At 56.7% G+C, this 18,676-nt stretch carries 15 protein-coding genes; 5 read left to right on the top strand and 10 right to left on the bottom strand.

Going from position 1 to position 18,676, the window contains the following annotated elements:
* Positions 1–40 precede the first annotated feature (40 nt).
* The 3 genes from V6F78_RS00585 to V6F78_RS00575 all read left to right on the top strand — a co-directional run bounded on the left by V6F78_RS00585 (position 41) and on the right by V6F78_RS00575 (position 4,437).
* Positions 41–1,273, top strand: coding sequence for a YcaO-like family protein (locus tag V6F78_RS00585; RefSeq protein ID WP_332726439.1), 1,233 nt, complete (start codon positions 41–43; stop codon positions 1,271–1,273).
* 4 nt (positions 1,274–1,277) lie between these two features.
* The gene (locus V6F78_RS00580) at positions 1,278–2,234 is read left to right on the top strand and encodes a class I SAM-dependent methyltransferase (RefSeq protein WP_332726438.1); all 957 of its coding nucleotides are present in this window, start codon (positions 1,278–1,280) and stop codon (positions 2,232–2,234) included.
* A gap of 85 nt (positions 2,235–2,319) precedes the next feature.
* Positions 2,320–4,437: a TonB-dependent receptor family protein gene (locus tag V6F78_RS00575; RefSeq protein ID WP_332726437.1), complete on the top strand. Its 2,118-nt coding sequence runs from the start codon at positions 2,320–2,322 to the stop codon at positions 4,435–4,437.
* Here the strand turns inward: V6F78_RS00575 and V6F78_RS00570 are convergent.
* Positions 4,434–5,516: an AI-2E family transporter gene (locus V6F78_RS00570; protein WP_047274288.1), complete on the bottom strand. Its 1,083-nt coding sequence runs from the start codon at positions 5,514–5,516 to the stop codon at positions 4,434–4,436. The two genes, V6F78_RS00575 and V6F78_RS00570, sit on opposite strands and share 4 nt — an antisense overlap.
* A 160-nt stretch (positions 5,517–5,676) precedes the next feature.
* Here V6F78_RS00570 and trhP point away from each other — a divergent pair, with 160 nt between their 5' ends.
* Complete coding sequence (gene trhP / locus V6F78_RS00565; RefSeq protein WP_048375846.1) at positions 5,677–7,032, top strand: prephenate-dependent tRNA uridine(34) hydroxylase TrhP; 1,356 nt, start codon at positions 5,677–5,679, stop codon at positions 7,030–7,032.
* 30 nt (positions 7,033–7,062) lie between these two features.
* Here the strand turns inward: trhP and V6F78_RS00560 are convergent, their stop codons facing one another.
* Both V6F78_RS00560 and htpG read right to left on the bottom strand, forming a co-directional pair.
* Positions 7,063–7,791, bottom strand: coding sequence for a dienelactone hydrolase family protein (locus V6F78_RS00560; protein ID WP_047277737.1), 729 nt, complete (start codon positions 7,789–7,791; stop codon positions 7,063–7,065).
* A 58-nt stretch (positions 7,792–7,849) separates the two neighbouring features.
* On the bottom strand, positions 7,850–9,754 hold the full coding sequence (gene htpG, locus V6F78_RS00555; protein WP_047274282.1) for a molecular chaperone HtpG: 1,905 nt from the start codon (positions 9,752–9,754) through the stop codon (positions 7,850–7,852).
* Between the two features lie 336 nt (positions 9,755–10,090).
* On the opposite strand from htpG, the gene V6F78_RS00550 reads away from it, so the two are divergent.
* On the top strand, positions 10,091–10,369 hold the full coding sequence (locus V6F78_RS00550) for a hypothetical protein (RefSeq protein WP_047274280.1): 279 nt from the start codon (positions 10,091–10,093) through the stop codon (positions 10,367–10,369).
* A 67-nt stretch (positions 10,370–10,436) separates the two neighbouring features.
* On the opposite strand, the gene V6F78_RS00545 is transcribed toward V6F78_RS00550, so the two are convergent.
* The 7 genes from V6F78_RS00545 to odhB all read right to left on the bottom strand — a co-directional run bounded on the left by V6F78_RS00545 (position 10,437) and on the right by odhB (position 18,668).
* The gene (locus V6F78_RS00545; protein ID WP_047277739.1) at positions 10,437–10,838 is read right to left on the bottom strand and encodes an MAPEG family protein; all 402 of its coding nucleotides are present in this window, start codon (positions 10,836–10,838) and stop codon (positions 10,437–10,439) included.
* Positions 10,835–11,575, bottom strand: coding sequence for a DUF599 domain-containing protein (locus V6F78_RS00540; protein ID WP_047274276.1), 741 nt, complete (start codon positions 11,573–11,575; stop codon positions 10,835–10,837). Before V6F78_RS00540 ends, V6F78_RS00545 begins: the two co-directional genes overlap by 4 nt.
* A 153-nt stretch (positions 11,576–11,728) precedes the next feature.
* Positions 11,729–13,042, bottom strand: coding sequence for a branched-chain amino acid transport system II carrier protein (gene brnQ, locus V6F78_RS00535; RefSeq protein ID WP_047292762.1), 1,314 nt, complete (start codon positions 13,040–13,042; stop codon positions 11,729–11,731).
* Positions 13,043–13,630: 588 nt separating this feature from the next.
* The gene (sucD, locus tag V6F78_RS00530) at positions 13,631–14,512 is read right to left on the bottom strand and encodes a succinate--CoA ligase subunit alpha (protein ID WP_016780174.1); all 882 of its coding nucleotides are present in this window, start codon (positions 14,510–14,512) and stop codon (positions 13,631–13,633) included.
* Complete coding sequence (sucC, locus tag V6F78_RS00525) at positions 14,512–15,678, bottom strand: ADP-forming succinate--CoA ligase subunit beta (protein WP_047274270.1); 1,167 nt, start codon at positions 15,676–15,678, stop codon at positions 14,512–14,514. Before sucC ends, sucD begins: the two co-directional genes overlap by 1 nt.
* A gap of 226 nt (positions 15,679–15,904) precedes the next feature.
* Positions 15,905–17,341, bottom strand: coding sequence for a dihydrolipoyl dehydrogenase (gene lpdA, locus V6F78_RS00520; RefSeq protein ID WP_047274268.1), 1,437 nt, complete (start codon positions 17,339–17,341; stop codon positions 15,905–15,907).
* Positions 17,342–17,447: 106 nt separating this feature from the next.
* Positions 17,448–18,668, bottom strand: coding sequence for a 2-oxoglutarate dehydrogenase complex dihydrolipoyllysine-residue succinyltransferase (gene odhB, locus V6F78_RS00515; protein WP_047274266.1), 1,221 nt, complete (start codon positions 18,666–18,668; stop codon positions 17,448–17,450).
* Positions 18,669–18,676 lie beyond the last annotated feature (8 nt).

Here is an 18,676-nt window from a genome sequence, read left to right as displayed (position 1 = left end):
GGGACGTTTGTGACGTCCCCTCCTTAAATCGGAATGTCTTATGACTCACTCGATTATTGCGCACGAACGTGAGCTTTCATTAGCCGAGGCCTATGCCCGAGTGCTTCAAGAACTGGCCTGCCTCGGGCTTGTCGGCTCGGCTCACACGCTCGGGGAACGCGTCGTGAATACCCGCGTCACGCTGACTGACGCACACACGACGCCCAAGGGGGCCGGTTCCGGAAAAGGCTATGCTGACAGCGCCTTGGTAGGGGCCTATTTCGAGGCGCTGGAACACTACCTGAGCGAACACCATGAAATGCACGCGGGGATTGAGATGCGCCCTGCGAACCGTTACGCGCGCGACGGGTTCTTTCACGACGACAGTCTTCTGGATTGCGTCATTCAACACACTGAAGCTCACATCGCCAGCCGCCAATACCACAGTCCCCTCGACACTTCGACCTTCTACTACCCGGTCGCCTTCAGCTTGCCCGCGTACAGCGCCAGGCCGTTGGCCGGGGACACCTTCTACTACGCCGGTATTCGGCGTTACTTCAGCAACAGCGGCATCGCCATTGGCGCCACCTACAACGAAGCAGCACTGCACGCCATTAATGAATGCCTGGAGCGCGATGCACTTTCACTTTTCCTGCTCAGACATTTTTATTATCAACAAGACCGGCCTCTACGTCGGGTGCAGCGTCCGCAACCTCCCCATCCACTGGCCACACTCTGGCAGGACGTTGAATCAGAGTTGGATGCAGACGTGGTTCTACTCGACATCAGCAGTGAGTTTTGCGTTAACACCTACCTCGCCTTCAGCCTTGGCGATAACCGGCCTATTGGCCTTTTCGGTTGTGGTACTTCATTAAGCGCCCCCCATGCTGCCGAACGCGCCCTGACCGAACTGGTGCAATTGCGTTTGAGCGCAACCCGTGCCGACACTGCCCGACACCTGGAACGGCAATGGCGTCACTTGGCACCGTTCCCCCGGCTCCAGCGTTGTTTACATCTGGATATAGACGGCCTAATGAGCAAGTCCCGTCAGCAATGTGTGACGCTACCGGCGGACTGCGAACACCACACGCTGGACGAACAGATTCGCGTCATTGCCCATAACGTGCGCAGCCACAACCGCGAACTGGGGATCAGCATCCTCTATCAAACCGACAGCGGTACCACGTTGGCCAATGTGGTGATTCCGGGGCTTGAACGTTTTTATATCGTAAGCACCGGTAACGTTGTCATCCCGCAAGCCCACGGACAGGCACTCAATGAGTGTTACGGGTGACCTTATGAATCATGGCCTGAGCGTCCACCAAGAGCAGCACGTCCAGCAGCAGATCCGTGAGATCTGCTGCATGAAGCCCCACCAACACAAGTCGTGGACAGAACCCGTGGGTCCCGGGCTTAACAACCTGTTCATGCTCACTATCAAGGACACCCTTTGGGTGGGCCGTAAAACACTTACAACCGCCTTCGAAGGCAGACAGCACCTGTCTAGCCTGATCCAGCCGTCCATGTTGCTGGGACGCTTTACCCGTGTTGTTTATGAGAACGATGGCATCACCGTGCAGTTCATTACGGCGTGCGAGCAAGAAAAAACTCAGCGCTTTCTCCTGGCATCCAACCTGACGGACAGCGCGCTCTACTTCCCCTACCCTGTCCTCGATAACCGCGCACAGGAACACGTCATGCGCGAGGAGCACTGGCGCTTCAGCGAAGCACTGGCCCATACACTGGACAGGGATGAACAGCACTTTCGAGAGCATTGCATCGCCCTGCTGCAATCGCGACTCACGCCCGGTGCTCAACTCCTCGACCCGGCGTGTTCCACCGGTGCGTTCATGGCGTCCATTGCCCGCGCCCTGCCCCATACCCGTTGCACGGGGGCCGATTGCTCATCAAGCATGATCGACCAGGCTCGCGCCCGTCATCGATTACCCAATCTGGAATTTCACCATCGTGCGGCGCAAGCAACGCTGGAGCCGGCGGCAGAATGCGATGTTATGTTTCTGCGCTTTCTCAACGCCGAGGTGATGAGTCGCGATCAAGCCCAACACCTGCTGGTGCTGCTTTTGAGGCAATTGAAGCCGGGGGCGTTGGCAATCGTGTTCGGCCATACCCCGGTGCTACCCAATATGGGGTATTGGGCGGGCGTATTGGGCTTGAACCTCATGTCCTCCCTGGCCGCGCGGCCGGGCCAACTGGAGTTGTTTGAATGCTATGTGCTGCAATCACCGACTGATTAAACCCTCAGCCCCAAGTGCTGGTTGCGAGCGATTCTTGCCTTGTATAGGCTTGCGCGCCGCCCGACCACTCCTGGACCTGTCATTCATGCGTTCTCTCTGTTATCCGCTACTGCCTTTGGCCCTTGCCTGTGCATCGCCCTCCTTCGCAGGGCCACTTGAGCTGGGGGAAGTTCAGGTTCGCAGTGAAGAAAGCAGCGAGTTGGACTTGGCCCGAGCCCGGATGAACGAAGTGCCCGGCGCCAGCAATGTGATTGACCTGAACACGGTTGAAACCGGCCGAACAGGCAGCAATACCGACGTGCTCGCGTACCAGCCCGGCGTCTATGCGCAGTCAGCGGGCAATGACGGTGCCAAGGTTTCGGTGCGCGGTTCTGGCCTCAATCGGGTACCCGGCGCGCACGGTTCAGGTTTGTACGTGATGTTCGACGGGTTGCCGCTGACCGGTCCCGGTGGCACACCTTATGAGTTGTTTGAACCGTTATGGCTCAGCCGCGCCGAAGTCCTGCGCGGCGCCAATGGTTTTGACGCAGGGGCACTGGCTCTGGGCGGCTCGATCAACTACGTCACCCATACCGGCTACGACGCCGCCCCGCTGCAAGTGCGGTATGAGGCAGGCAGTTACGGCTATCAAAAGCGCCAGATCAGTTCGGGGCAAGTACTGGGCGATCTTGATTACTACATTTCCCTGAATGACTCCGATACCAACGGTTATCAAGACCATACCCGTGGCAGCAGCAAAGGTATGGCGGCGAACATCGGTTATCGTTTCAGCCCGCAATTGGAGACGCGCTTTTATTTGCGCTATCGCGAGACTGATAACCAACTGGCAGGCCGGGTCACTAAAGATCAGATCAAGCATCATCCCCGCTCGTCCAACCCGGTCTATGTCGCCGGAGATTACAGCCGTCCACAACCCGGCAGTACGTGGTTCGCCAACAAGACGACGATGTACCTGGACGACAATTCGCAACTTGAAGCTGCGATGGTGTATCACGACTACCCGATGGACCTGCGTGAAGGCCCTAACCGGCTGAAAGTCGCCTACACCGATGTGAGCGGCACCTTGAACTACAAGCGTCGTGACACGCTGTTCGGACAGCAAAGCAACACCACCGTGGGCTTGCGCAGTACCAAGCACCTGCCCAATAGCGGGGCTTCGGAGTATGTGCGGATACCGGCGGGCAACACCGCAGCGTACCCTCCGGGTACAAAGATGCGTGACTTCAGCTACCAAGGCTCGGACACCGTGCTGCACGCCAGCAACGATCTGGAACTGATACCCGATGTATGGCTCACCACAGGCATGGCCCTTATCTATACCCGTCGTGAAAGCGAGGTGAGCTACCCCGAGAGCGGCGGCAAGGTCAGCCAACATGATTGGGACTACGCGCCACGTATCGGCCTGCGTTATGAATTCAGTTCCCAGTTACAGGTGTATGGCAATGTGAGTCGCTCCGTCGAGCCGCCTCACCCATGGTCAATGATCTGGGGCTCGCCCATCACTTTCCCCGTCGGGAATGGCCCTGCCACCCGCCGTCAAAGCACACCTGTTGCCTTACGCAATCAAACAGCCACGACTCTTGAGTTGGGGACTCGCGGCGACTCATGGCTCGGCCAATGGGATCTCGCCTGGTACTACTCGGCCATTCGCCACGAGTTACTCAGCGTCGAAACTCAGGCTGCAACCGCCACTCAAGCACCGATTGTGGGCGAATCCAACGCCAGCCCCACTGTTCATCAAGGGATTGAAGCCGGGCTCAACAGTCTGTTGTGGGAGAAAGACGGGATTGGCAACGTCTCTTTGCGACAGGCCTACACATTCAGTGACTTCCACTACCGCAACGACGATCGTTTTGGCAGTAACGCGCTGCCCGGCATTCCCCGCCATTACTATCAGGCCGAGCTTCGCTACAACCATCCGCGCGGGTTCTACGCGGGTGTCAACACGCAGGTGGCTTCACCCATGGCCGTGGATTACGCCAACTCGTATTACACCTCTTCGTACAGGCTGTGGGGCGCCACATTCGGGTATGCCTCACCCAAGAAAGACTGGCAAACCTGGCTCGACCTGCGCAACCTGACCCGCCAGCGCTACGCCGCAACGGTCACGCCCGGTTATGACGATATGGGCAAGGACGCTGCGCGCTCAACCCCCGGCGAAGGCATGGGCGCCTACGTCGGGGTGTCTTACAACTTCCGCTAGTCGCGTGGCTGAATGTCAGCGGGCAGTCGGACTTTGCGACGCGTTCCGCTGAACAGTCCCCAGCTGGAGAGAAAAAGGGCTGCGATCAACGGCCCGATCACAAAGCCATTGAGACCAAAAATGGCCATGCCGCCCAAGGTGGAGATCAGGATCAGGAAGTCCGGCATTTTGGTGTCTTTGCCCACCAGAATCGGGCGCAGTACGTTATCCACCATGCCGATCACCAACACCCCATACAGCGCCAGAACCACGCCCTCCCACACCTGGCCCGTCACCAGAAAGTAGATGGCCACCGGGGCCCAGACAATACCGGCGCCGACGGCGGGCAGCAGCGACAGAAACATCATCAACACCGCCCAGAACAACGAACTGTGGATGCCCAGGAACCAAAACATCAGCCCGCCCAAGGCACCCTGTGTGATAGCGACTGCCAGGTTGCCCTTGACCGACGCCCGCACCACGCGACGCAGTTTGAGCTGCAGCAAACGCTTCTGTTGCTCAGCCAGCGGCACCGCATTACGAATGCTGCGCACCATCTGCTGGCCATCACGGATAAAGAAATACAGCAGGTACAACATGATGAAAAAGCTCACCACCAACTCGAAGGTACTCTGGCCAAAACTGAAGACCTGCGTGGCAAAGAACTGGCTGCCTTCCAGCGCACCCTTAGACACTTTTTCACTCAAACCGGCGATATTGCCCAGGCCAAAGCGGTCCAGCCAATTCTGAACATTCATCGGCAAGATGTCTTTGAACTGCATGACGTAGCTTGCGACGTTGATCTTGCCGCTTTGCACGTCGTTGTAGAGCATCGCCACTTCCTGCACCAGCAGGGCGGTGGTGACGATGACCGGCAAAATGGCGATCACGGTACATATGCCCAAGGTGGCGAAGGTCGCCAGGTTGCGTTGCCCCTTGAGCTTGAGCAGTAATTTACGTTGCAAGGGGGCGAACAGAATCCCCAGTGCGACGGCCCAGAAAATCGCGCCGTAGAACGGCAACAGAATCCAGATGAAAGCAATTGTGACCAAGGCCAACAATAACAGCAGGGTTTTGCGTTGCAGGCTTGTTTCGTTCATAGGCCGTCCATGTCAGTAAGGCGCACATTCGTCGGTTAGCGCCTGCTTAGTCCGCAAAGCGTCTGCCAAGTGCCATCGTTGCTGCATAAAGCATAGATCCAGATCAACATTCCACTGTTTAAGCTCGATTAACATCGCGCCCTTTGCGAATGGCTCGACTATGTCCCTTGCACCGCCCGAACTCCTCGCCCCTGCCGGCACCCTGAAGAACATGCGTTACGCCTTCGCTTATGGCGCCGATGCCGTGTACGCAGGCCAACCGCGCTACAGCTTGCGGGTGCGCAATAACGAATTCGACCACGACAACCTGGCCATCGGCATTAAAGAAGCGCAAGCCCAGGGCAAACGCTTTTACGTCGTGGTCAATATCGCGCCGCACAATGCCAAGCTGCGTACCTTTCTCAAGGACCTGGAACCGGTGATTGCGATGGCCCCGGATGCGTTGATCATGTCTGATCCGGGCCTGATCATGCTGGTGCGCACGCACTTTCCACACATGCCGATCCACCTGTCGGTGCAGGCCAATACGGTGAACTGGGCGAGCGTCGAATTCTGGCGCCAGCAGGGGCTGAGCCGAATCATCCTGTCCCGCGAATTGTCACTGGAAGAAATCGAAGAGATTCGTCAGCAAGTGCCTGACATGGAGCTGGAGATTTTCGTGCATGGCGCGCTGTGCATGGCCTATTCGGGGCGCTGCCTGTTGTCCGGCTACATGAACAAGCGAGATGCCAATCAGGGCAGTTGCACCAACGCTTGCCGCTGGAAGTATGAAGCTGCGCCCGCCACCGAGAATGAATTGGGCAATATCGTCAACGTGGTTGACCCGTCTGTGGAGCCGACCCTGGGCATAGGCCAGCCGACCGACCAGGTGTTTATGTTGCATGAAGCCAATCGTCCTGAAGAGCCCATGGCGGCGTTTGAAGACGAGCATGGCACATACATCATGAACTCCAAGGACCTGCGCGCCGTTCAGCACGTGTCCCGACTGACGCACATGGGCGTGCATTCGCTGAAAATCGAAGGCCGCACCAAGTCGCACTTTTACTGCGCCCGGGCCACGCAGGTATACCGCAAGGCCATTGATGACGCCGTGGCAGGCCGTGATTTTGACCGAAGCCTGATGACTGACCTGGAGTCTCTGGCGCAACGCGGGTACACCGAAGGCTTCCTGCGTCGCCATGTGCATGACGAGTACCAGAACTACCTGCATGGCAGTTCACTGTCCCAGCGTCAGCAGTTCGTGGGCGAGCTGACAGGGGAACGGCGCAACGGCATGGCCGAGGTCAAGGTTAAAAACCGGTTTGCCGTGGGCGATCATCTGGAACTGATGACCCCGCGCGGCAACTACCACTTCGACCTTTATCAATTACACAGCAGTGCCAACTTGCCAATTGAGGTTGCGCCCGGTGATGGCCACACGGTGTACCTGCCGATTCCCGATCAAGTGGACCTGGGCTATGCATTGCTGATGCGGGACTTGACCATCAGCGAGACGATCAAACACACAGCGCTGTAACAGCCAGCGTCATTGCTGCGGGTGAAGCGATCAATCCCTGAACACTTCATCCAGCAGGTTATGCATCGCGATAAAAGCGCGCTTCGCCGTTTTGGCGTCGTACATCATCTTGCCCGGGACGTTGGCGTGGGGATCTGTGAACGAGTGCACAGCGCCACCATAGCTGAGCAACTGCCAGTCAACGCCCGCTGCATTCATCTCGTTTTCAAAGGCCGGGAGCTGCTCGTGGGGCACCAGGGGGTCGGACGCCCCGTGCAGCACCAGAACGGCGCCCTTGATGCTGTTGGCATCAACAGGATTGGGGGTATCCAGAGTACCGTGGAAGGATACCGCTGCTTTCAACGGCGCTCCGCCACGGGCCAGCTCCAGCGAGCAACAGCCGCCGAAACAAAAGCCGAAGGTTGCGAGTTTGGCGCTGTCGACCTTGGCAAACGAGGTGGTACGCAAGTTATCGTAGGCGGCCCACATGCGTTTACGCAGCAAGGCACGGTCGTTTTTCAGCGGCATCATCGCCGCACCCGCCTCGTCAGCGTTCGATGGCCGGACACCCTGACCATACAAGTCGGCAATCAGTACAACGTAGCCCTGTTCGGCCACGGACTTGGCAATCTCTTCAGCCCCGGTACTGATACCCATCCAGTTGGGCGCCATCAGCAACCCCGGTAACGGATCCGCTCGGCTCGAATCATAGGCAAGACGGCCCTCGTAAGGCTGGCCATCAATTTGGTAGATCACCGATTGGAGCGTTATTGATTCCATTGAAAACCTCTGAATTTGAAACAAAAAAAACCCGCCGAAGCGGGTTTTTATAGACGTCTTACACGGACAACTCAACTAACAACTTATTGAGTCGACGGACATAGGCCGCCGGATCTTTCAGGCTGTCGCCTGCCGCGAGTGCCGCCTGGTCGAACAAGATGTGCGACAGATCGCCGAAACGCTCTTCACTCTGTTCCGCATCCAGTTTTTCGATCAACGGGTGAGCCGGGTTGAATTCGAAAATGGGCTTGGAATCCGGCACTTTCTGACCGCTGGCTTCAAGGATCTGACGCATTTGCAAACCAAGATCCTGCTCGCCAATGGCCAAAATGGCCGGGGAGTCCGTCAAACGGTGCGATACACGCACTTCACTGACGCTGTCGCCCAAGGCCGTCTTGATGCGCTCTACCAAACCTTCTTTGGCCTTGGCCACTTCTTCTGCGGCTTTCTTGTCCTCTTCGGAGTCCAGATTGCCCAGATCGAGGTCGCCACGGGCTACGTCAACAAAGGTTTTGCCGTCGAATTCGCTGAGGTAGCTCATCAGCCACTCATCAATACGGTCGGTCAACAGCAGCACTTCGATGCCTTTCTTGCGGAAGACTTCCAAGTGCGGGCTGTTTTTGACCTGAGCGTAGGTTTCACCGGTCAGGTAGTAGATCTTGTCCTGGCCTTCTTTGGCACGCTCAAGGTATTGCGCCAGGGAAACCGTCTGCTCGCCGCCTTCTTCGTGGGTAGACGCGAAGCGCAGCAGACCGGCGATTTTTTCTTTGTTGGCGAAATCTTCAGCCGGGCCTTCTTTCATCACCTGACCGAAGTTTTTCCAGAAGCCCTGGTATTTCTCGGGCTCGTTCTTCGCCAGTTTTTCCAGCATATCCAGGACACGCTTGGTCAGCGCCGACTTCATGGAGTCGATGATCGGGTCTTTTTGCAGGATTTCACGCGACACGTTCAACGACAGGTCGTTGGAGTCGACCACGCCTTTGATGAAGCGCAGGTACAGCGGCAGGAAGGACTCAGCCTGATCCATGACGAATACGCGCTGTACGTACAGCTTCAGGCCTTTAGGCGCTTCACGCTGGTACAAGTCAAACGGAGCGCGGGCAGGCACATAGAGCAACGAGCTGTATTCCAGCTTGCCTTCGACCTTGTTGTGGCTCCAGGCCAGCGGGTTTTCGAAGTCATGGGCGATGTGCTTGTAGAACTCTTGGTATTCCTCGTCCTTGACTTCAGTGCGAGGACGGGTCCACAAGGCGCTGGCGCGGTTAACGGTTTCCCATTCCAGCGCAGGCGTTTCTTCGCCTTCTGCAGCGGCCTGTTCTTTTGGCAGCTCGATCGGCAAGGCGATGTGGTCAGAGTACTTTTTAATGATGTTGCGCAGGCGCCAGCCATCGGCGAATTCTTCTTCGCCGGACTTCAGGTGCAGAACGATCTTGGTGCCGCGCTCAGGTTTTTCGATCGTGGCAACTTCAAACTCGCCCTCGCCTTTGGACGCCCAGTGAACGCCTTCGCTGGCAGGTGTACCGGCACGACGACTGAACACGTCGACTTTGTCAGCGACGATAAAAGCAGAGTAGAAGCCCACGCCGAATTGACCGATCAAGTGCGAATCTTTCTTTTGATCGCCCGAGAGGTTTTTCATGAAATCGGCAGTGCCGGACTTGGCAATCGTACCCAAGTGGGTGATGACGTCGTCACGGTTCATGCCGATACCGTTGTCTTCGAGGGTGACGGTCTTGGCGTCCTTGTCGAAGCTCACACGGATTTTAAGTTCATCGCCGCCTTCCAGAAGTTCTGGCTTGGACAGCGCTTCAAAACGTAATTTGTCGACAGCGTCGGAGGCGTTCGAGATCAATTCGCGAAGGAAGATTTCCTTATTGGAATACAGCGAATGGATCATGAGGTGCAACAGTTGCTTGACCTCGGTCTGGAAGCCCAGGGTTTCCTTTTGAGTTTCCACGCTCATTGTTATAAAACTCCAATTTGATGGCATGAGCCACGCCCTAGAGGGTTGGCGGCGGGATGTCATGAACGTTGGGGCTGGCATCGAAATTTCAAGGCCTGTGTTTTGAATCAAAACGGACCCATTGCTTTTCGCCGGTTGCTGCACCGTGTCGAGCCCCTCTATACAGGGCATTACGACGATATTACCGGGCCATTACTAATGTGCTTGGCTTGTCCGCCGGTGACTGCGTAGAATTCGCGCGCGGCGTGCATTTATATATCTGCACACCCAAGGAACTTAAGCTATCGGCCTGTGCTCAAACGGCCGGTAGATATACTCAATAAGGAGAAACACCCCATGCGTAAGACTTTCGCTGTTGCCTTGATGTTGGCTGCTTCCCTCGGTCTCGCTGCTTGCGACAAAAAATCCGAAGACAAAGCACAAGATGCTGCTCAACACTCCGAGCAAGCTCAAGAAAAAATGAATGAAGCACAAGACAAAGTAAACGAAGCAGCAAAAGAGAATGCTGAAGCGGCTAAAGCTCAAGCTGAATCGAACAAAGCTGCTGCTGAAGAAGCCGCTCCGGCTGCTCCAGTTGCACCGGCTGCTCCAGAAGCCGCTCCTGCTACCAAGTAATTCCTTTACTTGGCTGCAAAAGAAAGCCCGCTTGATGCGGGCTTTACTTTGTCTGCAGTTTGACCGATCAGAGCAACAGCGTCTTGAACGTCGGGCTCAACATTAACAACAGCGTGCAAAGCATTCCGACCACCCAGGCCACGGAGCGTTGCCACGCCAGATCTGCCCAATAGCACAGCAAAAACACACTCCGCGCACAGACAAAAACGATGGCCAAAGTGTCAATCACAAAGCCCTGAGTCTGGGTGGTGTGTGCCATCAATACAGCGGCGGCAAACAGCATGAAGGCTTCAAAACTGTTTTGATGCCCTGCCAGTGCCCGCGCGCCCAAACCGGTCAAACGTGCCTGTTGTTCACGGGGCAATTGGTTGTCATAACCGCCCTGCTCTTTCATGGCTTTTGCTACGGGTATGCGTGCAATAAAAATCAGCAACGCGCTGATAAACACACACCAGAACGGAATACTCATGGGGTTGCGTCCTTGTTTGGCTCAGGCAATAGCGCCTCAGTCGGGGTGTAGACCATGACACTCAACACGTCGGAATGAAACTCGCGTCGGTATAAAACCACGACAACACCCGCACTCATGAGCATGAATAACCACGGGCTGACGAACCACGCCAGCATGGTCATGCCGAAGTAATACGAACGCAGGCCAAAGTTGAACTGGTTGGCCGCCATCGAAATCACTTTAGCGGCGCGCAATGCAAACGCCTTGCGCTCTTGTTCCGCCACATCGCGCTCGCCAATCATGGGCGCCGAACCAATAAGGATGGCGGCAAAGTTGTATTGGCGCATGCACCAGCTAAAGGTGAAAAAGGCATAGACGAACACCAGTGCCAGGCATAACAACTTGATTTCAGACATGCCCTGCGACGCTTGTTGCACCATCGGGATGTCGGCCAACAGGGACACTGCCCGCTCCGATGCACCCAGCACGGTCAGAATACCCGCCAGGATGATCAACGTGCTGGAAGCAAAAAACGATGCATTACGCTCCAGATTGCCGATCACGCTAGCGTCGGCAATGCGGTTGTCGCGCAACAGCATGCGGCGCATCCAGTCCTTTCGATACAAGTGCAGCACACTGGCCAGACAAGCCGTGTCGCGCGCTTTCCAGGTGGCATAGCGGGTGTAGCCACCCCAGCACACGACAAACCAGAGAGCGGCTAAAAGATGAGTCCAATTTGACTGAATGAACGACATGGGGTTTCCCGAAGCGCACGTGAAGGTGAGAGTTATGCACGTTCGTTCGACGCTTTGGCCAGCAAAAAGGCACGCCCATAAAAAATGCCCTGTATCAAATTGATACAGGGCATTTTTTATGGGTTCATCGCCCGCTTTTGGCGGACTGAACAATCACGCCAAGGCTTCGTGACGCTTGCCCAGCATGCGGTCGCAAATCACCGCCCCGAGCAGAACGACCAGCGAAGGCACCAGCCACGCCAGACCTTGCTCACTGAACGGCATGTTGACCAGTTGGGTCGGAATCCAGCCCGCCATACCAGCGCCTTTGAGTGCGTCAATGGAACCGAAGATAAACGACACCAGCATGACCGGGCCTACAATCCTGGCTTGAGCATGCCACAGGCCTTTGCAGAAACTCAGCGCCACCAGCACGATGCACGGCGGGTAGATCGCTGTCAGCAACGGGATGGAGAACGCGATCAACTGCGTCAGGCCCAAGTTGGACACGCCCAGCGAGAACAAGGCCAGTATGACCACCAGGGCCTTGTAGGACAGTGGCAGAACAGTACTGAAGTACTCGGCACAGGCACAGGTCAGACCCACTGCTGTCACCAGGCAAGCCAGTGCAATCAACACGGCAAGGAAGCCACTGCCCAGCGAGCCGAAGGTGTGCTGAACGTACGCGTGCAGCACCGCCGCGCCGTTGGTGGCGCCAGCGGCAACTTCATGACTGCCCGAGCCGAGACGGAACAGGCTGACATACACCAGTGCCAAACCGACGCCTGCAATCAGACCCGCAATAATGGCATAGCGGGTAATCAGCTTGGGCGATTCCACGCCACGGGAGCGGATGGCGTTAACGATCACGATGCCGAATACCAGGGCGCCCAGCGTGTCCATGGTCAGGTAACCATTGATGAACCCTTGGGAGAACGGCGCTGCAACGTATTCCGGGGTGGCCACGCCAATGTCGCCCGCCGGCAATGCAAATGCAGCGATACCGAGGATCGCCAGCGCGATGATTTTCAGCGGCGCCAGAAAGCGCCCCACGGTGTCCAGCAGACGGCCTGGGTACAGTGAAACGAAAAACACGATAAGGAAGTACACCGAGCTGTACAGGAACAGCGCGAGCGGGCTTTCTCCGGTCAGGGGCGCAAGACCGACTTCAAACGATACGGTGGCCGTACGCGGGGTCGCGAACAGCGGACCTACCGCCAGGTACGCAACAGCGGCCAACAAGCCACCGGCGATTTTACCGATCGGACTGCTCAGCGCAGCCATGCCACCGCCGACTTTCGCCAGCGCCACAACGGTGATGACTGGCAGGCCTACAGCGGTGATCAGAAAGCCCAACGCCGCAATCCAGACATTCGGTCCGGCTTGCAGGCCAACGATCGGCGGGAAAATGATATTGCCAGCCCCAACGAACAGGGCAAACGTCATAAACCCAAGTGCCAGGATGTCCTGGCCTTTCAATACTTTCATTACGGAAATACCACACTACTGAATCGGAATTTAGAGGGGGAATTTCCCGTGCGGATGTGGGAAATGCTGTCGAACTGTATAAGTCCAACCCGTCTAGCGCGTGGCTTCCTTGTGGGATGCGAACGCAGAATTGGCCGTCAGATTACCCATTTTTTTCCTGCAACGCACTGTTGCAGGGCGTTCTGTCCGATGAACGCATGCAGTTGTCGCTTTGATGACATCGAAATTCGCCTTGGTGTGCTTTTCCTACATGGCAGCACACAACAACCTACGCACCCATTCACTAAACGGCTGGGAGTCCGGCAACAGGTTGTACGGGATTTGTCGCTGATGGCGATCAGCACGACGCTGCTTCAAGGGGGGCTGGCCCCGTCAAAGACGCTATTGAACGTCTCAAACGAACGCAATGCTTGGCAGGTAGCATTCCTGTGCAGCCAAACCTGAAGCGACCAGACCCAGCGAAGATTACAGCCTGGAGTCTGAATAATGACCCTGCCACAGGGTTTTTCAAAGTACCGGGGTACTGAACGCACAAAGGCCACCCGAAGGTGGCCTTTGTCTGGTGTAGCACTCAATCAAGCACGTGGCTTATTTGATAGCCCAGCCAGTCAGCTCGGACAGAGCCTTGCCGATGTCTGCCAGCGAACGCACGGTTTTAACGCCTGCGTCTTCCAGAGCAGCAAACTTCTCGTCTGCAGTGCCCTTGCCGCCGGAGATGATTGCGCCCGCATGGCCCATGCGCTTGCCAGCAGGGGCAGTCACACCAGCAATGTAGGAAACAACCGGCTTGGTCACGTTTGCCTTGATGTAGGCAGCCGCTTCTTCTTCAGCCGAACCGCCGATCTCACCGATCATCACGATCGCTTCGGTCTTCGGGTCTTCCTGGAACAGCTTCAGGATGTCGATGAAGTTGGAGCCAGGAATCGGGTCACCACCGATGCCCACGCAGGTCGACTGACCGAAACCGGCGTCAGTGGTCTGCTTGACGGCTTCGTAAGTCAGGGTGCCGGAACGCGACACGATGCCTACTTTGCCTGGCAAGTGGATGTGACCTGGCATGATGCCGATTTTGCATTCGCCCGGCGTGATCACGCCTGGGCAGTTAGGGCCGATCAGGGTCACGCCCAGCTCGTCGCACTTAACTTTAGCGTCCAGCATGTCCAGGGTAGGAATGCCTTCAGTGATGCACACGATCAGCTTGATGCCACCGAACGCCGCTTCAAGGATGGAGTCCTTGCAGAACGGAGCCGGTACGTAGATAACGCTGGCTGTTGCGCCAGTCGCCGCTACTGCTTCTTTTACCGTGTTGAAAACAGGCAGGTCCAGGTGAGTGGTGCCGCCTTTGCCCGGCGTCACACCGCCGACCATTTTGGTGCCGTACTCAATGGCTTGCTGGGTGTGGAAGCTGCCCTGCGAACCGGTGATGCCTTGGCAGATAACTTTGGTGTCTTTATTGATCAGGACGCTCATTACTTGCCCTCCGCAGCTTTGACAACTTGTTGAGCAGCGTCGGTCAAGCTGGTAGCAGCGATGATGTTCAAGCCGCTTTCTGCCAGTACTTTAGCGCCCAGTTCAGCGTTGTTGCCTTCAAGGCGCACAACCACCGGGATTTTAACGCCGACTTCTTTCACTGCACCGATGATGCCTTCGGCAATCATGTCGCAACGAACGATGCCGCCGAAGATGTTAACCAATACTGCGGCAACATTGCTGTCGGACAGAATGATCTTGAACGCTTCAGTCACACGTTCTTTGGTAGCACCGCCGCCAACGTCGAGGAAGTTGGCAGGTTTGCCGCCATGCAGATTGACGATGTCCATGGTGCCCATGGCCAGGCCAGCGCCGTTAACCATGCAGCCAATGTTGCCTTCCAGCGCTACGTAGTTCAGTTCGAACTGGGCAGCGTGCGCTTCGCGCGGATCGTCCTGGGACGGGTCGTGGAAAGTCTTCAGCTTTGGCTGACGGTACATGGCGTTAGCGTCGATGTTGATTTTCGCATCGAGGCAGTGCAGATCGCCGTCAGTCTTGATAACCAGCGGGTTCACTTCCAGCAGGGCCAGATCGTGGTCCTGGAACAGTTTGGCCAGACCTACGAAGATCTTGGCGAACTGGGAAACCTGCTTGCCTTCCAGACCCAGCTGGAAAGCCAGCTCACGACCCTGGAATGGCTGAGCGCCAACCAATGGATCAATCGTGGCTTTAAGAATTTTTTCAGGAGTGTCGTGCGCGATTTTCTCGATGTCCACGCCACCTTCGGTGGAAGCCATGAACACGATACGACGGCTCGAACGGTCAACGACAGCGCCCAGGTACAGCTCTTTAGCGATATCAGTGCACGATTCAACCAGGATCTTGGTGACCGGCTGACCATTGGCGTCAGTCTGGTAGGTCACCAGACGCTTGCCCAACCACTGTTGTGCGAATGCTTTAGCGTCTTCTTTGCTGCGAACCAGCTTTACACCGCCCGCTTTACCGCGACCACCTGCGTGAACCTGGGCTTTTACAACCCATTCGGTCCCGCCGATTTTGTCGCATGCTTCTGCGGCCGCTTCCGGGGTGTCTACTGCATAACCCTTGGATACTGGCAGGCCGTATTCAGCGAACAGCTGCTTACCCTGATACTCGTGAAGATTCATGCTTTTTACCGTCTTCGTTAGGTACTGCGCATTCGGCGCTGCACTTTTATTAGTGCCGCACCACCTGTGACTGCTGCTTGCACTGTTTCAACAAACCCGACACCCGCGTGGGCGGAGTCGGGCCTGATTGAAACGGGACAAGACTGCGTCCGGCGGAAGTTCCGCGGTGAGGCTTGCGAGCAAGGCTCACGACGGGCAAACCGCCGTGGTTTCTTATTGTCTGGTCTTAACGTTTCTTACGGTTGGCAATGTGGATGGCGCCGCCATTCACTGCCAGCGCTGCTTCGTGCAACGCTTCGGACAGGGTTGGATGGGAGAAAACCATCATGCCCAGATCCTCGGCACTGGTGCCGAATTCCATACCGATAGCGCCCTGCTGTACCAGCTCTGCTGCGCTCGGGCCAATCACGTGGACGCCCAGTACGCGGTCAGTTTTGGCATCAGCAATGACTTTTACAAAGCCACCGGTGTCGTTTGCTGCCATGGCACGGCCACTGGCGGCGAACGGGAAGGTGCCGACGTTAACTTCAACGCCTTCAGCTTTCAAGGCCTGTTCGGTTTTACCGACCCACGCGATCTCCGGGTGAGTGTAAATAACCGATGGAATCAGGTCGTAGTTCATCTCGGTCTTGTGACCTTTGATGCGCTCGACAACCATGATGCCTTCTTCGGAAGCCTTGTGAGCCAGCATCATGCCGCGCACTACGTCACCAATGGCGTAAACGCCCGGTACGCTGGTGGCGCAATGATCGTCAACAAACACGAAACCGCGCTCGTCAATGGTCACGCCGCTGTCGGCTGCCAGCAGCTCGGTGGTCACCGGACGGCGGCCTACCGCTACGATCAGCTTGTCGAAGGTGATGGTCTGTTCGCCGTTGGCGTCGGTGTAGGTCACAACGACTTCTTCGCCGTTAACCTTGGAACCGGTAACGCGGGCGCCCAGTTTGATGTCCAGACCTTGCTTGGTCAGGGTTTTGTAGGCTTCCTTGGACACAGCAGCGTCAGCCGCCATCAGGAAAGTATCCAGGGCTTCGAGAACCGTCACCTGAGCACCCAGACGTGACCATACCGAACCCAGCTCCAGACCGATCACACCTGCACCGATCACGCCAAGACGCTTGGGTACGGATTGGAATTCCAGGGCGCCGGTCGAATCAACGATGACGTTGTTATCAACTGGAGCTGGCGGAATGTCGATCGGGCGCGAACCCGAAGCCAGAATCACGTTCTCGGCTTCGATGATTTCTACGCTGCCGTCCGGCTTGGTCAGTTCAACTTTCTTGCCGGCCAGCAATTTGCCGTGACCTTGCAGGGACGTCACACCGTTGGCCTTGAACAGGGTTGCAACGCCGGAAGTCAGACCTTTAACGATGTTGGCCTTACGGCCTACCATCGCTGGCACGTCCATCTTCACTTCACCGGTGCTGATGCCGTGGATGGCGAATGCATCCTTGGCTTCGTGGTACTTCCAGGAGCTGTCCAGCAGCGCCTTGGATGGAATGCAGCCAACGTTCAGGCAGGTACCGCCCAGCGCCAGTTTGCCTTCCTTGTCGGTGTATTTTTCGATGCAAGCAGTCGAAAGGCCCAGTTGAGCGGCCTTGATGGCTGCAACGTAGCCACCAGGGCCCGCACCAATCACTACAACGTCAAATTTCTGAGACATGTAAAAGAATCCTCTTTTAGCGACAAGCTTCAAGCCGCGAGCTGCAAGCCAAAGCCAGGTCGCGAACGACCGCAGGCTTCAGACTTGCAGCTCATGGCTGCTTCTATCAGATATCCAGCAGCAGACGCGCTGGATCTTCCAGCAGGTTTTTGATTGCTACCAGGAAACTTACAGCTTCTTTGCCGTCGATCAAGCGGTGATCGTAAGACAGAGCCAGGTACATCATCGGACGGATGACAACCTGACCGTTGACGGCCATAGGACGCTGAAGGATGTTGTGCATGCCCAGGATCGCAGCTTGCGGCGGGTTAACGATCGGGGTCGACATCATCGAACCGAAAGTACCACCGTTAGTGATCGTGAACGTACCGCCGGTCATTTCGTCAATCGACAGTTTGCCGTCACGGGCTTTTTTGCCGTAGGCAGCGATACCGCCTTCGATTTCCGCCAGGCTCATCAGCTCTGCGTTACGCAGAACAGGCACCACCAGGCCGCGGTCGCTGGACACGGCAACGCCGATGTCTGCGTAGCCGTGGTAAACGATGTCGGAACCGTCGATCGAAGCGTTGACAGCCGGGAAGCGTTTCAGCGCTTCAGTGGCGGCCTTCACGAAGAACGACATGAAGCCCAGACGCACGCCGTTGTGGGACTTCTCGAACAGGTCCTTGTACTTCGAACGCAGTGCCATGATTTCAGTCATGTCCACTTCGTTGAAGGTGGTCAACATCGCCATGTTGGACTGCGCTTCAACCAGACGCTTGGCCACAGTGGCACGAACGCGGGTCATCGGAACGCGTTTTTCAACGCGGTCGCCAGCAGCGAATACCGGTGCAGTTGCAGCAGGCGCAGCCGCTTTGGCAGGTGCAGCAGCAGGCGCGGCTTTTTTGGCCGCTACAGCAGCAACGACGTCTTCCTTGGTCACACGACCACCTTTGCCAGTACCGGCAACGGAAGCGATGTTGATGCCGTTTTCTTCAGCAATTTTGCGCGCAGCCGGTGCAGCGATCGGGTCATCTTCGCCATCGGCAGCAGGTGCAGCGGCCTGAGCGGCAGGAGCAGCAGCGGCCGGTGCAGCTGGAGCCGCCGCGCCGCCTTCAACGATAGAGCCCAGCACTTCGTCGGACAGAACGGTGTCGCCTTCGTTCTTGACGATTGCGCCCAGTACGCCATCAGCGGTGGCCAGTACTTCCAGCACAACTTTGTCGGTCTCGATATCAACAATCAGGTCATCACGCTTTACAGCGTCGCCCGGTTGCTTGTGCCAGGTGGCAACGGTGCCGTCGGCAACCGATTCCGGAAAAGTTGGGGCTTTAATCTCGATAGCCATGTTCGTGG

The sequence above is a fragment of the Pseudomonas sp. ESBL9 genome, from assembly GCF_036668715.1.
Classification (GTDB): Bacteria; Pseudomonadota; Gammaproteobacteria; order Pseudomonadales; family Pseudomonadaceae; genus Aquipseudomonas; species Aquipseudomonas lundensis.
Note: the sequence above shows the minus strand (reverse complement) of the source record. Positions and strands in the feature narration are given on the sequence as shown.